This is a genomic window from Lentilactobacillus kefiri (assembly GCF_009739535.1).
In the GTDB taxonomy this organism is placed as follows: Bacteria; Bacillota; Bacilli; order Lactobacillales; family Lactobacillaceae; genus Lentilactobacillus; species Lentilactobacillus kefiri.
In genome coordinates this window covers 1,454,869-1,470,816 of the sequence record NZ_CP029971.1, presented here as the reverse complement: position 1 = coordinate 1,470,816, position 15,948 = coordinate 1,454,869, and the positions used below count along the sequence as shown (strand labels likewise).

The 15,948-nt window shown below is 41.3% G+C and carries 6 protein-coding genes; 1 reads left to right on the top strand and 5 read right to left on the bottom strand.

Annotated features, from left to right (window positions below; genetic code table 11):
• Window positions 1–8: 8 nt before the first annotated feature.
• The 5 genes from DNL43_RS06885 to DNL43_RS06865 all read right to left on the bottom strand — a co-directional run bounded on the left by DNL43_RS06885 (window position 9) and on the right by DNL43_RS06865 (window position 15,408).
• Window positions 9–1,895 (bottom strand): ABC transporter ATP-binding protein, encoded by a 1,887-nt coding sequence (locus DNL43_RS06885; protein WP_056980939.1) that lies wholly within the window; start codon window positions 1,893–1,895, stop codon window positions 9–11.
• Window positions 1,895–3,631, bottom strand: a complete 1,737-nt coding sequence (locus DNL43_RS06880) for an ABC transporter ATP-binding protein (protein ID WP_056980940.1) — start codon at window positions 3,629–3,631, stop codon at window positions 1,895–1,897. Before DNL43_RS06880 ends, DNL43_RS06885 begins: the two co-directional genes overlap by 1 nt.
• 243 nt (window positions 3,632–3,874) lie before the next feature.
• On the bottom strand, window positions 3,875–4,903 hold the full coding sequence (locus tag DNL43_RS06875) for a ketopantoate reductase family protein (RefSeq protein ID WP_054768840.1): 1,029 nt from the start codon (window positions 4,901–4,903) through the stop codon (window positions 3,875–3,877).
• Window positions 4,904–5,378: 475 nt separating this feature from the next.
• Window positions 5,379–14,207, bottom strand: a complete 8,829-nt coding sequence (locus DNL43_RS06870) for a DUF7601 domain-containing protein (RefSeq protein ID WP_056980941.1) — start codon at window positions 14,205–14,207, stop codon at window positions 5,379–5,381.
• Window positions 14,208–14,385: 178 nt separating this feature from the next.
• A complete protein-coding gene (locus DNL43_RS06865) occupies window positions 14,386–15,408 on the bottom strand; it encodes a lipoate--protein ligase family protein (RefSeq protein WP_056980942.1) in 1,023 nt (340 codons plus the stop codon).
• A gap of 85 nt (window positions 15,409–15,493) precedes the next feature.
• Between DNL43_RS06865 and DNL43_RS06860 the strand changes: the two genes are divergently transcribed.
• Window positions 15,494–15,871, top strand: a complete 378-nt coding sequence (locus DNL43_RS06860) for a glycine cleavage system protein H (protein WP_056980943.1) — start codon at window positions 15,494–15,496, stop codon at window positions 15,869–15,871.
• Window positions 15,872–15,948 lie beyond the last annotated feature (77 nt).

Below are 15,948 nucleotides of genomic sequence, written 5' to 3'. Positions count from 1 at the left end.
GCTCCTCCTTAGTCAAATGAAACATCATCTGAGAATTGACTGTTGTACAAGTTGGCGTAGAAGCCATTCTTTGCCAACAACTCATTATGAGTCCCAGTTTCAACAACTGAGCCATGATTCATAACGATAATATTATCGGCATTTTGAATCGTTGAAAGTCTGTGAGCAACCACAAAGCTGGTCCGATTTTCCAACAACTGACTCATTGCGTGTTGAATCTGAACTTCAGTCCGAGTATCAACGGAACTGGTAGCCTCATCCAAAATCAGGATCTCGGGATCGGCCACAAATGCTCTGGCAATTGTGATCAATTGACGTTGACCTTGAGAAATGTTGGAAGCTGACTCATTCAAAACGGTGTCATACCCGTTGGGAAGTTTGCGAACAAACTCATCCACGTGGGCAGCTTTGGCAGCTTCAAGAATATCGTCTTTTGTCGCATCTTCACGGCCATATTTGATATTGTCGTAAATCGAACCAGTGAACAGCCAGGTATCCTGAAGCACCATGGCAAAGTGTGAACGCAAATCTTCACGGTCCAAATCACGGGTATCAACACCATTCAGGCGAATACTGCCGCCCTTGACGTCATAGAAGCGTTCCAACAGGTTGATGATGGTTGTCTTACCCGCACCGGTTGGACCAACAATAGCGACTTGCTGGCCACGTTTAACGGCAAGGTTGTAATCCTTCATCAGCAACTCATCATCGTTGTAACCAAATTGAACATGCTCCAATTCCACCAAATTATCGGTTCCCTCTTCAACGGGACGGTTGGCCTTGGTGTTCTTCATTTCTTCTTCATCAATCACTTCAAAAAACCGTTCGGCTGACGCAATCGTTGATTGAATTGTGTTCATCAAGTTGGCTAATTGAGAAATTGGCTGTGAGAACTGATTGGTATATTGCAGGAAGGCCTGAACATTACCAAGGGTAACAGTTCCGTTGGCAACTTGAATACCACCGACAACCGCAACAAACACATAACCAATGTTATTCAAGAAGATCATCAATGGCATGATAATTCCTGAAATGAACTGAGCTTTCCAGGCTGCCTGATAGTACTTCTTGTTTTGAATTTCAAATTGATCGATCGTATCCTGCTCTTTATTAAAACTCTTGAGGACAATTTGACCGGCATAATTTTCTTCGACTTGGTCGTTCAGCAAGCCCAAACTCTTTTGTTGAGCCGCAAAATATTTCTGTGACCTTGGCGCAACAATTCCCACAATAACCAAACTCAACGGAATGGTAATCAAGGCAATAATGGTTAATTTCCAACTAATCGTAAACATCATCCATAACGTTCCGATAAAGGTCACAAAGCTGGTAACAGCCTGCGTCAAACTTTGTTGAAGGGTGCTGGCGATATTATCCATATCGTTAACTGCCCGGCTCATGATATCCCCATTGCTGTGGGTATCATAATATTTAATCGGAACCAGACGCATCTTACCTTTCATCTGCCGACGCAATTTGTAAACCGTATTCTGAGAAATTCTGGTCATGATGTATTGCTGCAGGAAACTAAATACGGCTGCTGCAAGATACATGACAATCACTATCAGAACAATTTGAATAATTTTTTGATAGTTGATCGGCAGTTGAGCAACACTAAACCCAGCTTTTTGTTGGGCGTTGCCTTTCATCATCCCTTTAAAGATTTCAGTCGTAGCTTCACCTAAAATCTTGGGGGTTCTGATTTGAAAAATTACACTGATAATCGCAAATGCGAGAACCAGAATGAGGCCAATCAATCGGTCCTGCATGTAATCAAGCAGCCGTCTGGTTGTCTTCCAGAAATGGTGTGGCTTTTCAACAACCCCTTGGTAGCCGCCAGGACCGCCATGATGTTGATTACCACTTGGTTGAGGTGCATTATCTTTTTCAGCCATTATTTCTGGTCCTCCTCTCTCAGTTGTGAATGAATAATTTCTTGATAGATCTTGTTGTTGGCACGAAGCTCGTCATGAGTTCCTTTACCAACCAATCGACCATTATCCAGCACTAAAATCAAATCAGCATCGGCAACCGTCGCAATTCGTTGCGCAACAATAACCGTGATACTCTTTTGAATATGCTCATCAGCCCGTAAGGCAGCCCGTAAATCGGCATCAGTCTTGAAATCAAGCGCTGAAAATGAATCATCAAAGATATAAACGGCAGCTTTCTTAACCAACGCTCTGGCGATTGCCAAACGTTGCTTTTGTCCACCGGAGAAGTTATCGCCACCCTGTTCAACGACCATATCCAGTCCGGCAGGATCTTCACTCACAAAATCTTTGGCACGGGCAATATCCAATGCATGCCAGATCTGGTCATCGGTGGCATTGGGATTCCCATATTTCATATTATCGCGGATGGTTCCGGTAAATAACGTTGCCTTTTGAGGCACAAAGGAAACTTGGTCTCTCAAGTTTTTCATTGAGAAGTCATTGATGTTATGACCATCAAGTTCGATTTCACCTTTGTCAACGTCATAGAATCGCGGAATCAAACTCACCAAAGTGGTCTTTCCTGATCCGGTACCACCAATAATCGCAATTGTCTGCCCACTATGAGCATCAAAGTCGATATCGCTTAAAGCAGGCATTTCCGCTTGTCGATAACGATATTCAACGTGATCAAATTTTAAATCGTGTTGTTTGGCTTTCGGATCAAAGACCACCGGATTGGCAGCTTCCTTCATAGTTGACTTCAAAGCCAAAACCGTTTGAATCCGCTTTGCTGATGCTTGGGCACGAGGAATAAACACAAACACCATTGAAAGCATCATGAAGCTCATCAGAATCTGCATGGCATAACTCATAAACGCAATCAGATTACCAACCTGCATGGATTGAGCACCAATCAATTTGGCACCAAACCAGACAATTGCAACGTTGGTTCCGCTCATGATTAAAGTCATCACTGGAAACGCCAGGGCAACAATCGTATTAACCTTAATGGCATTATCGGTATAATCACGGTTGGCATCTTCAAACCGGTCTTGTTCGAATTTGTCCTGTCGGAATGCCCGAATAACCCGCACACCCGTCAATCCTTCACGAAAAATTCGGTTAATTTTATCAGTTTTGGTTTGCATTGCTCTGAACAACGGAACCGAAAAGTAGAGTAAAAGGCCGATGAAGACAATCATAATCGGTAAGACCACCAGGAAGATCATCGTTAATTGGTGATCCTTGGTGTAAGCCAGGAAGCTGGCTCCGATCAGCATGATTGGTGCCATTAACATCATTCGCAGCATAATAATGGCAACGTTTTGAATTTGAACGACATCATTGGTTGTTCGCGTAATCAATGATGAAGTTTCAATCTGGTCGTACTCATCCTTGGAAAAGTTGATGACTTTACGATAAACATCACTCCGTAAATTCTGTCCCAACTTCTGTGAAGTCCGAGCCGCCAAGAAGACGTTGCAGATCGCCGCCAGGATACTAAGTAAGGAAAAGCCGGCCATTTGAAAGCCCACTTTCCAGATATAAGAAATATCTCCCTTGGCAACCCCATTATTAACAATGTCAGATGTCAAACTGGGCAGATTCAAGTTGGCAATTACTTGGATGCACATAAATAGAACGGCCCCAAGAACTGCCACATATGAGATCCGATTTTTGGCAATTTTCAGCATTTTGCTACTCCTTCCAGGTACGTTATTAGAGATTTATTTTAACTTATTTAGGTACCTAAGTATATTACAACTTGGCCAACAAAATATCAAGCACTATATGGTAATAAATAAGTAAACAGATAGCTCCTATTATGAACTTAAAGTAAGCTTCTTTCACTCATTTTAACCAAAAAATAAACAGAAAAAGCCATCCAGATTTATTGACTGTCTGGATGGCATTTGAAATTTTCGTTTAAATCATCACTAAGCTTCTGCCACATGTTCCTCTGGGGTCTTGACGGCCGCCTTCTTATCACATTCAAGAACTGACTTCATATAACCGTCAACGTCGAAGGTTCCGGCAAATTCAGCTAGATGAACCAGGTTTCTCAAGAAATCGTGGGTCTTGGCTTCATAATGATACTTCAAGCCGAGGTCATAGATATATCCGTTGATGTAATCAACTTCGGTCTCCCGGTTTTTAGAAATATCCTGATACATGGAAGGAAAATGCAGTGGGTTGGAGACGGTGCTGACGTATTTAACGGTCTCCCACTCCTCTTGACGGGTGTTTAATAAAGTAATCCCGGCACGTTCGCAAACGTCAAAGGCTTCATCGATCAGTTGAACACCAAGCTTTTGAGCAACTGGCGATTGGATATATTCACCCATTCGGATCTTAAACATCGTACAAAGGGTGTTGATGACAGAATTAAAGACAACCTTGGCCATCAAAGTTCCCATGAAGTTGGTGGTTAAATTAGGATTGAGGTCAGCCTTCTGGAACTCGTCGACAATCTTGTGGGTCATGGCATCGGGCTTTTCGGTTTCGTTGGCGATGTTCATCGATCCGGCACCCTTAGGTCCAATGAAGTCGACATCCCCAGCTTTATTTAGCACAGTTCCAATCAGTGCAGTTCCTCCAAGCAACCGTTCTTTAGGGAAGTATTGATTGAGCTTTTCAACGTGCCCCATACCGTTCATACAGGTTACGACATATTGTTTATCATTAAAGAAACGTGCGCAGCGTTTTAAGAAATCGGCCAGCTGATATTGTTTCGTGAAGACAATCAGCACATCCGGATCACCTTTATATTCTTCAGGATAATAGACATTGACCGGCACCAGGTGACGGTTTTGACCATCCCGTGATACATAAACGCCACCTTGTTTCCGAACCGTTTCAACTTGCTCATCCCAAGTATCGACAAAGTCCACATCAAAGCCGGCTTCTTGAAGAAGCACACCATATCTCAATCCCATTGCACCTGCACCTAAAACTGTATATTTCATAAATAAAACTTCCTTTCCTGTCCAAAGTTGTCATCAATTTCATCAACCCCACTAAAGCAAACCGCGATACAAAAAAATCGCCCTTTTGTCACTAAGACAAAAGGACGACAATTGGCCGCGGTACCACCTTCATAGATACTTTTCGTATCCACTCATTGCTTGCTTTAACGGACAAGTCCGAAACCGGCTAACTCACGCTCACCGATTTATGGGTAAAAGCATGAAAGTCACAATCTACAATTTCGATACCATCTCTCAGCCGCTGAATGGATTTTCTGTTAAGGAATCTTGTAGAAAGCTTCTTTCAAATTGATAATTCGTATTATGATAGACAGATTAGAATATGTCAACACATTTTGAGAAAATAATGTGAACTTCTTGCATTAGGATGTTAGTAAAAGGCTGCCAGAGCAATCTCTGACAGCCTTTTGAAAAATCCATTTAATTTTATTATTTTTCAACATTTTCCTCATTTCTATGATTTTCTTTTGGCATAGTACAAACTTCCCACACCAATGATTGTTACCAACATGAACATTCCGATCACCATCAGGAGTGAATTGTTGTCCTCACCCGTCTGTGGAAGCACTGATTTTCCAACGTATCCTGAAGATGGGATTCCCATTGGGCTATCAATACCGTTTGTTGTCCCAGTTGTTCCCGTTGATCCGGAAGCCGGATTGCTATCGAGGGTGCCACTTGATGAATCATCCGACGAATCGGAGTCATCGTCAGTATCTTCTTCACCCGGAATTGGTAATACTGCTTCATCGTCTTCCAAATCATTGTGGTAAACAATCGCGTCATCTTCTTTGGTTGCTGTTCCTGTAACGGTCGGATTATTAACAACGGCGTTTCGCTTCGTCACCGTCGTTACATAACCATCTTTTGAATAATCCCGTTCCGCCACCTCATACTTGGCACCAAGTGGTAAATAGAATTTAATGGTCTGGCCATGAGTCAACGTGAATTGACCATTTCCACCATTCAATTCGATGGTTCCGTCGGTTACCTTGCCGTTAGTGGTTACCTGAGTCTTGAACGTGCCATTTAACGGATTGTTCAAGCCGTCGGTCACCTCAATGTGAAATTGGAACTTACGAGTTCTATCTCCCATTTCATTCACAAATTTACTTACAGAAAGGATTCCAAGTTCCATCTCACCATTCTTGGTGTTGGTAAATTCAACCGTCCCCTTTTGATCTTCGGTTAACTTGAATGTTTGTGTCGTCATCCCCTGTTGAATCTTGGCACCATTAACTTTATAAGTCGGTGCAAAACCATCAACCTGCTCTTCGCCAACCGCAAAAGTGTAGTCGATTGGTAACCCGTTGACGGTCAGTGATTCACCGTCTTTCAAAGTGATCACGTCTGACTGACCATCGGCAAACTTCACAGTCATGTCATGTGAGTCACCATGCTGATCCATTTTGACTGTCTTGAATTCACCAGTCACAGCTGAATAAATTCGGAAGTTAAAGTCACGGTCATGATCAGCTGATGTGAGACCATCGCCAGCAATTTCTTTGTTAATCTTCAAGCTGGCAAGCTTTGGTGACTCCTTGCTGTTAGTGAAGGCCACCGTTGCCCGTTCTTCATCGTTTAGCTTGAATTCTTTAGTCTTCACACCGTCTTCAGTTCGCGACCCGTTAAGCTGGTACTGGGTCTTAAAACCGGAACCGTTCAGCTCAGTGACAGTGTACGTGTTGTGTTCACTTGGCAGGTCTTTAATCACAATTCGTTCGTCGGCTTGCAGGTTCACGGTCGCCTTACCGTCCGTAAATTCAACCTTCGCTTTATCGTGACCATTGACCACAGCGTCAAAGACGCCATTGACACTTGCATCGGTTTCAATTGCAAACTCGAACGTCTTATTCTTATCGGCATCAATGATCCCACCGCCGGCAATTTTCTTACTGATCTCCAGTTCAGCACTTTCGACTTCAAATTTGGTATTGGTGAAGACCACCTTACCTTCTTGGCCGTCTTTCAGTGTGATTGGTTCAGTATCGCTGCAGTATTTGTCGGTTGTGTCATTAACGTTATAAGACGTTTCAAACATGAACCGTTGGTAACGCGTTTTCTCGCTCACACTGTACTTGTAATCAGTTGGTAAGCCTTTAAGCGTGATAGACTCGCCACCTTGAAGTTTCAGCTCTTCCGATTTGCCATCAGTAAATTCAACTTCAATGTCGGTTGTGTCACCTTCATGGTCCAACTTTTCAGCATCAAATTTACCATTCAGCTCATCTGTTTCCCCGTCTTTTGGAGTCGCAGTTACTCGGAATTCAAACTCGAACGCTTTGTCTTCGTCAGTCACCGGACCGGCGAGGACTTTTTTAATCATCAAGCTGGCTTCTTCCGGCACTTGCTTGGTATTAGTGAAAACCACTTTGCCTTCTTGACCATCTTTCAGTGTGATTGGTTGAGTTTCGTTGCCACCTTTGTCAGTTGTGTTGTTGACATTGTATGACGTCTCAAACATCATCTCTTCTGGAAGTGATGCTTCACTGACACTGTACTTGTAATCGGTTGATAAACCTTTAATGTTGATCGACTCGCCGCCTTGAAGTTTCAGCTCTTCCGATTTGCCATCAGTAAATTCAACTTCAATGTCGGTTGTGTCACCTTCATGGTCCAACTTTTCAGCATCAAATTTACCATTCAGCTCATCTGTTTCCCCGTCTTTTGGAGTCGCAGTTACTCGGAATTCAAACTTGAACGCTTTGTCTTCGTCGGTCACTGGCCCGGCGAGGACTTTTTTAACCATCAAGCTGGCTTCTTCCGGGACTTGCTTGGTGTTGGTGAAATGAACCGTGCCGAGATGACCTTCTTGGGTCACAAATTCAGTGGCTTTGTCCCCTTGCTTCTCGGAATTTTCGTTTACTTTGTAGCTTGGGTCATAGCCATCATAGTTCGTTTCAGTTACCTGAACTTTGGCTCCGATTGGCAGACCGAGAAGCTGTGCTTTTTGATCGTGTTGGAGGTTAAAGTTCAAAATATTGTTCTTATTAAATGAAACTTCCCGATCACTGTACTGACCGTTTACTTCAAATTTGCGAAGTGTAAATGTTCCATCCAACGCACCGCCATCTTCAGTTGCGCCATGAACCTTGAATTTAAATTTCTTGTTAAAATCTGATTCGTCAAGTTGATCCTTTTCTTCAGATTTAACAGTCTTCTTAACCTCAATTCCCGTTGTTTGAGAATGGTTATTAAAGATCAGTTCAGGCATATCCTTGTTTGTTGTAATCTGATGAGTATCCCCATCTTCTTCGTGGCTGCCAAATTTGTGGCTAACTTTGAAACCATGATTTTCGGTTTCTTGTGCTTCAATTTGGAGCCCTTCTGAAATATAAATGGTAATTGACTGATCAGCCTTTAACGTTATTCCTTCAGCAAGATATGAATTATCAGCTTGTTTAACAAATATTAAGTCGTGCTGATCATTGGCATCACTTTTAAGTGCCTTGAACTCTTTTTGATCCTTACCACCCCAATTTGCAGGCGGATTCTTAATTGTTAAATCAAACGTAAATTCTTTATCCTTATCTGCCGGAGCAACATTTCCACTTACCGTTTTCTTAAGCGTAAACGGTACGAGATCTGGTGAAATGTTTTCAAATTGAATGGAATTCTCAGCATCTTCCCGATTCAATTCAATCACAGCTTCTTTGCTATCAGTCTTCTTTTCTTCACCGTCGACATGCGTGTTCGTATCAAAGTGACCGGTTGTTGTCTCAATCACTTTAAATTTAGTCGCCTTCTGCGGTAAATCAGGAAGGACTAGTTTCTGGTTGTCCTCAAGACTGATATCAACGGCTTCAGTGAATTCATCAGTACCATATTTGATCTGAGTTGCTTTTCCGTTGTCGTCAAAAATAATTTGGCCTGAGTTAATCACCCTATCAGTTGTGGCATTCTTAGTAATTGCCTTAAATGATTGTCCCTTCACAGCATCTTTAGTGTCCTTGTCATCGGCTTCAACAGTAAATGTGAAGTCTGTAACGCCTTCGGGCATGGTACCGGCCACAACCTTTTCAAATTCAAACTGGTTATGAACCTGCTTGTTGATGATTTTTACGGTTGAATTATCTGCGACTATCGGTCCAACAACCTTCCACCCATCTTCGTCAGACTCACCGGCTTCATTTTCCTCGCTATCGCCAATTTGGTAGTGAACTTCCGCGTACTGAGTATCTTGTTTTTCGTATACTTTCACTTTCACGTTGGCTGGTAACTTGATGTTCCGGTAGCTTTCGCCAGTCTTCAACTCGATTGGTGATTGACTTCCATCTGAGTAAGTCATCTCTTTGGCAACGCCGTTTTGGAAGTCAAACTTCACATTAACATCCCCGTTAGTTGTGTGCTTGATTCCCTCAATCTCGCCAGTAAAGTCGTCGTTGACATCACCGTTTTCATCCATCACTTTCATCATGAATTCAAATTGTTTATCTTTGTCGGCACTGGCATTGGGACCCTCAATCTTCTTGGAGAAACCAAAGTGGGTCGTTTTTGCATCGTTGGTGAATTTCACAATTCCTGTAGCAGCATCTTTACCTTGCTGCATCTGGAAAGTGTCAGTCTTATTGCCGTCATTTCCATCAGCATCAACAATCGTCAAATTGTCGAGGGTGTGGGTTGCCCGGTAAGAACCATTTACCGATTCAACTACCCGGTAGTATTTGTCCTGTGGTAAACCCGTAATTGTAATGACTTGACCGTCACTTATCTCGGGAAGATTAGTTGATTCGCCATTTTCAAAAATAACGACATCTTCCTTTTCTCCGTTAACCGTGTATTTGAACTGATCATTAAAGTCGGTATCAACGTTACCTTCTTTATCAGTGACAAAAACTTTGAATTCAAATTTATCGTTTTTATTAACGCTGAGAGAATTAGTAACGGTCTTTTTGATCTTTAATGCATTGGTTCGATGATTTTCGGCGGTCATACAATAAGTGTTTTCGTTACCGTCATGGGACTCTTCTTGAGCATCTGCGATCGTAAAGTTTTTCGAAACCCATCTGTCATCGTAGTTCTGCAGACCGCTGGTTTCGACAATTCGGTAAGTTGGCTTATCGTAAAGGCCATCAAAGGAAACAAAGCCGTCTTGATCAGTTGCTTTTTCTTCTCCAACTGATTTCCAAGTCCCATCCTTCAGGAGCATTTGTACTTGGAACTTAACTCCTTGTAGAGGTGAACCGGTGGCTGAATCCACCTTCTTGATATTGGCAGCAAAAGTAGTGTATTGACCAGCCACAGTCGCGCTTGATTCAACTTCTTCAGTATCTTCGAAGTTCTTTGATGCAATCGTTAATTTCACTTCATTGCTGTAAGATGTTCCAATTGTTTTGGAAGTAACTGTGTAATATTCAACCAGTAACGGCGTCTTGACTGCATATGCACGATTAAATTTCACAACCATTGTATTTAAGCTGTCAGAATATTCAACAGTGTAGTCATCCCCTTCAGATAGAGGACTGCTAGTATCTTTGGTATAGATGACTTTGCCGTTACTTAATGATCGTTTGGCTTCATAAATTTTCAATCGATATTGGTTATCGGTGGTCTTCAAATGGTAGTGTCCACCACTCAGTGTATCAGTCAGTTTAACCGGCGATTGAAGTTCGTAACCATTTCCATTGATAGCCAAACTCCATTTAACGGCTCCAACTTTTTTGACTTGTTCATCCTTTTCATGCAACTCAATACCATTTTCCTCTTGAACACCGGTTTTGCTTAACAGATAACCGTTGTCCGTGTATGAAACTTTGGCAGTTGCAGACAACTCGTTATGATATTTGCCTTTATCATCCTTATTCCACTGGGCAGTAACCTCGTTGTTAAATGTCCAAGACTTCAAATGCTCGTATGTCTTTTCATCATCTGCTTTAAAATCGGTAACCTTGGATTGATATTTCAGTTCAATAACCTTCTTGCCTGCTTTCTGATAGAGCTCCTCATAAGCAGCGTCAGACAATTTCAAATTAAATGTAACCTTTTGATTTTTATGAACATTAACATCAATCTTAAATTGGTCTGGGTCTAATTTTTGAAAGTCCTCACCCTTTTCACCATTTTTCGAAATTTTTCCAAGAGAAACCTGCAAACTGTTCACCAAATGTTCCTTAATATCCTGAAGATGACGGGCAGTCGTTTTACCATCAGCATCCTTAATGTCATCTTCACCAACTTCATCCGTAATATCGATTCCATCAGTTACCAGAACTTTTCGTTCATCTGAGCCCAGGTATTGACGGTAATTGAAAGTAGTCGTCCAATCGATAACTTTATCCTTGAGGAAATTTTTTGATAGTTTTCCAGTCTTGGAGATGTTGCTCTTGATATTTTCAAACTGTTTTTGACATGAAGGAACGGTGTTTTTATCTTTAGAACCGGTATACTTCACGTCAGCATAATTACAAATCGAACCCAATTCACCCTGTTCAGCGGCCAACACTTTTTCTTTATCCATGGGAACGTCGTACAGATAAATAGCAAATTTGTTTTCATCTTTAGGAAGGCTCAACATCGTAATCTTAATTTGATCATTTGTCTCGTCGTAAGATACAGTGAATGCCTCACGCTGATCGTTCGGGTCGCCATTCCAGTATGTCTTTCCCTTGTCAACTTTATATTCCCATTTAGGATCTGTTTCACCTTTCTTAAGAAATGCAATATGTTTCTTGACTTGATCAGTTAACTCATCGTCTTCGGTAAAGCTTTTATAAAAAGCCTTAAAATCCAGATAATTTGGATTGTCGCCTTTTACGGGTTCAGTAATCACAAACTGCCCATTTACGTCACGATCCGTTTGGTTAACGTGAATACTCCAACTGGTCATCATTTTCTGCCAGTCCATGCTTACAAGGTTCTTACTGTTAAAGGCGGGGCCAAATTTGTTGTTCTTCTTTTGACCGTTCACTTCAACTGTGTTGCTCACATTGCTATAGTCTTTATCAGTAACACCATCAACCGGCTTAACAATGTATGTCAATTTATATCGTCCAGGATTCAGGTCGTCCTTAAACTTAATGGTCATTGTTCTACCGCTAACTGAGGGGCCTTCTGACAGCCAATTATCGGTTGTGGGTTCTAATGTGTAATCTTGCTTTTCCGTACTAAACTCGAATTTGTCAGTGTTCAGCGTATCTTTCAAAGTAATGCTATTCTGTTCTTCTTTGACTGTGAATTGAACGGTATATTTGATTTTCCCGTTTTTATCAACTTTGGAAGTCTTCGTCAATTCATCATCTTTACGCGAAAACTGTGCATGCACATAAACTGTTTGAGTCTCTTCTTTAGATGCAAGTTTAACAGTCGAAGCTCGAATATCGTTCTTAAAAGTTCTTTCATTCTGATTAGTGACTGGCGTTACCATCTTCATTTTGATACCAACGATATTAGCTGACAGTTTGAGACTTTCGACATTGAATTTAAAGATCGGACTGCTAGCTATAATCTCTTTATATTCAGAACTGTTCTTATCATCAATAATGGTTTTTTTACCATCAGAGGTTTCAATAGTAAATTCGTAATCCACCTTGTCTTTATTCGTTTCATAACTACCACCAAACTGTTCCCTCAGTTCAACATGGGTTGCCTCTTGCCCTTTCTTGACTTTAAAATTTGATGTCCATTCAAGCATGTCAAAATTCGTGACATCCTCCGATTGCTCGGAACCAGTCGCCTCTTTGGTATAGAATCCACCGTCTTTTTCAATCGAGACAAGTTCTTCTTTAACGCCGATTTCTCCCTTGCCAGTCGTGCTTTCGCCGAAAGAAATTTCTTCAGCACCAGCATTAATGGCCGTCTTCAAGCTTGCCTTGTAGGTAATGTTGGTCACACCTTCCAGGTCACCAGGAAGAAAGATAATCTTAACGTTTTGGATATATTTATCGGCAGTCGGCTTCATGATGAAACGGCCAATTGTTTTGCCGTTATATTTGATGTATTCATCAAAGTCGCCATCACTACCGTAATCATATGTCAGCCCTTTAAGATCAAATTTATAGTAATCACCATTCTCGATATCAAGGCCAGCTTTTTCTTTGATGGTATCAATGTCCCATTCATATTCGATTTCAATATTTTTATGAATTTGTAGCACCTCAGGGAGTTCCAATATATCATCAAGAACCGGAGGCACATCTTTGGACTTTGTTTCGCCGTCTTTATCCGTATAAGTAAATTTAATTGATTTAAAAAATTGTGGTGTATCTGCGCCTTTGATTAGATCAGTGATGTCACGTGACCCTTCTTCGTCCTCAAATACATTATTCAACGATAATTGCTGAGATAATTGATTATCACTCGGCTCCTCACCCTCAGCATCATCGTCAGCAACAGCTTCCTTAGCCCCTTTCAAATCTGCCACATCAGGTGTCTGTGGTGTTTCAGCTTCTTTTGCTTCACCACGATTCTTCAATGTCTTGGTGTCACTTGATTGAGCTGGTTGGCTTTGCTGTTGGGCCTTTTTACGGTCTTCAATTGCTTGGCGACTCTTTTCCTCGGCTTTCTTTTGATCAGCTGCCCGTTTCTCTTTCAACAGTGCTTCTGCCTTTTCAAGGTTTGATTGCTTATCCTCTTCAACGGCATCGGCTTGTGACGAGTTTTCGTCGATTTTCGTTTCTTTTTGAGCATCATCAGACTCATCTTCAGCAGCTTCCTTTTCCTTGTTTGCTGATTGTTCTTGGCGAACTGCCTCAGCCTCATCAGAAGCTTTTTCGTCTGCAAGAGCTTCCTTTAAAATATTGTCGTCAGATAAATCACCGTCCGGCTTTTCGACAGTCGGATCTTGCTTAACCTTCTCGTCTTCATCAAGAACAGTTAGTGTTGGCAGCTTGATTTCCTCGTCATCAACCACCAAATCCAGCTCACGATCATTAACTGTCCGGTTAAATTTCACCGGAAGGATCACTTCCAGATCAGTCTTATCAATCGCGTTTGTCCATGAAATTGTGGAGTCTTCGCCATCAATATCCACAACAACTTTGGTATTACCATTTTTAAATTGGAACTTTTTATCTTTAATTTTGAAATAATCCGCATTGTAGTCAAACTTAACGGTTCCTGCCTGTGAGAGGCCACCAACCGTTAAATCAAACGCCAGGTTTGCGTCTTCATTAAGCTTTGATTGCGTCACCAAAGCCCACTTGTCATCAATGGTTTTTGCATTATCCGCAACAACTTCCTTGGTGGAAATCACATCGGCCAATGCCGTTCCTGCGGTAAAAAAGTTTCCAAGCACCAGGGTTAAAACCCCGACTGCTTGGATTAAAAAGCTTATCCGTTTCTTCATAACTTACATCCTCCATATGCTCAAGTTTTAAAGCATCCTCTTCTTATTGATTTGATAAGCATATCGTACAAATGTTCATAAATTTTGAGGAAAGTGTGAAGATAAATGGATTTTTTTCAATAATAAAAAGGCTGAAAGCAAGATTTTACGTCTTGCTCCAGCCCTATCTAACACGGTTTTATTCACTTTTATCAAAGTTATCCACAAGAAAATCAGTTAAAGCTTCATTATCAATATTTTCTATTTCAGCTTTTTTAACTGCCCGTTTAACGTTCCAACGGCTTGGCTTCTTATCAACCAGACCAGCTTCCACATCTTTCAAATGACCGCTGACTTTAAAGAACGGATTGAATTTAAGATGAACTAATTTGCCATCGTCGATTGTCCAATTAATCCCCAACTTACCTGCACTAAATGTTTGATCGGCATAATCATAATAACCGGGATTATGGCCAAAGTTCCATTCATCAGTTCCATAGGTTTCTGCCAGACGTTTATCCACGTTCTGCCAATCTTTTTCAGACATATGATAAGTTTCAATATCATCCAGCGATTTGACGGCAAATATTTCTTTTAACAAGTATTCACGGAAATCATCCATCGTCATGCCATCAGGAAGAAAGTCTTTCAGGTTAATGATTGGGCTTCTTTTAGAGCGAACTCCCAGACCTTTCTGCTTTTCCATTTGGTCCTCGGTCAAAACCTTTTTAGCATTTTCAATATTTAAATCATACATAATCGTACCGCCGGCGGCCAGACCCTGGCCACTTTTGAACATTGTCATTCCCGACCATTTCTTACCATTCAAAATCAGGTCACTGGAATTTTCCTTCATTTTGACATCAATATTAAGCTTGCGAAGGGCTTTTAAAACTGGTTCGGCAAAATGACCGTAATCACCGAAGTCATCGGCATTATCAGTTAATATATTTTCAAAGATAAAGTTGCCCATGTCATGGTATACCGCGCCACCACCGGAAGTTCGTCGGACAAGTTCAATATCATGTTCGTGTAAATAATTAATATCGACTTCGGCCCAAACGTTCTGATTTCGACCAATAATCACGGACGGCTGATTAATATAGAACATAAATCCGTGGCCTGGCAGCTTCAAATCATTTACGAAATAGTTATCCAACGATTGGTTCACCCGGGCATCAAAACTAGGTTGACCATTTCTGGAAATATCGATTAAATACATCTGACAATCCCCCCCTTGTTCAAATTCTAGTACATCTCCAATTATACGGTATAATTGAGGTAAATAATATTGAGGCGGTGTCATTATGGCGAAAAATTCAATTTGGCAGAAAATTATTAATTTTTTTACTGGCAAAAAAGAACCGGCGTTTTCTGACGTCCAGGTTAAGGATGGCATTTGGTATGCCAAGGATGCAGATGGCAACTACCTGTTGGGTATCGACAAGTCTGTCTATGACCTGATGGGAAAAATTACCTTTGCCGACTTTCCCAACCAACTGGATAATATTCAGACCGACGACGATTTGTTGGATATCGAAGGTGACAAATCCGTGGAAACACTCAAATCACCAATTTCCGGTAAAATTATTGACCGAAACAAGGATATTGGCAAAGACATCGAACGCCTGAATACCCCCGATCCACAAGTGAATTGGATTGCTAAAATTGCCCCGGCAAAATAGAATTCTAAATAAATTAAACAAATATTTAACCACTTTTCAAAAAAGAACTATAATGAAAGTAGATCAAATAGAAGGAG

Coding starts and splice junctions, on each gene's coding strand:
- DNL43_RS06880 (WP_056980940.1), bottom strand. CDS start 3,631: ATGCTGAAAATTGCCAAAAATCGGATCTCATATGTGGCAGTTCTTGGG.
- DNL43_RS06885 (WP_056980939.1), bottom strand. CDS start 1,895: ATGGCTGAAAAAGATAATGCACCTCAACCAAGTGGTAATCAACATCAT.
- DNL43_RS06860 (WP_056980943.1), top strand. CDS start 15,494: ATGGCGAAAAATTCAATTTGGCAGAAAATTATTAATTTTTTTACTGGC.
- DNL43_RS06865 (WP_056980942.1), bottom strand. CDS start 15,408: ATGTATTTAATCGATATTTCCAGAAATGGTCAACCTAGTTTTGATGCC.
- DNL43_RS06875 (WP_054768840.1), bottom strand. CDS start 4,903: ATGAAATATACAGTTTTAGGTGCAGGTGCAATGGGATTGAGATATGGT.
- DNL43_RS06870 (WP_056980941.1), bottom strand. CDS start 14,207: ATGAAGAAACGGATAAGCTTTTTAATCCAAGCAGTCGGGGTTTTAACC.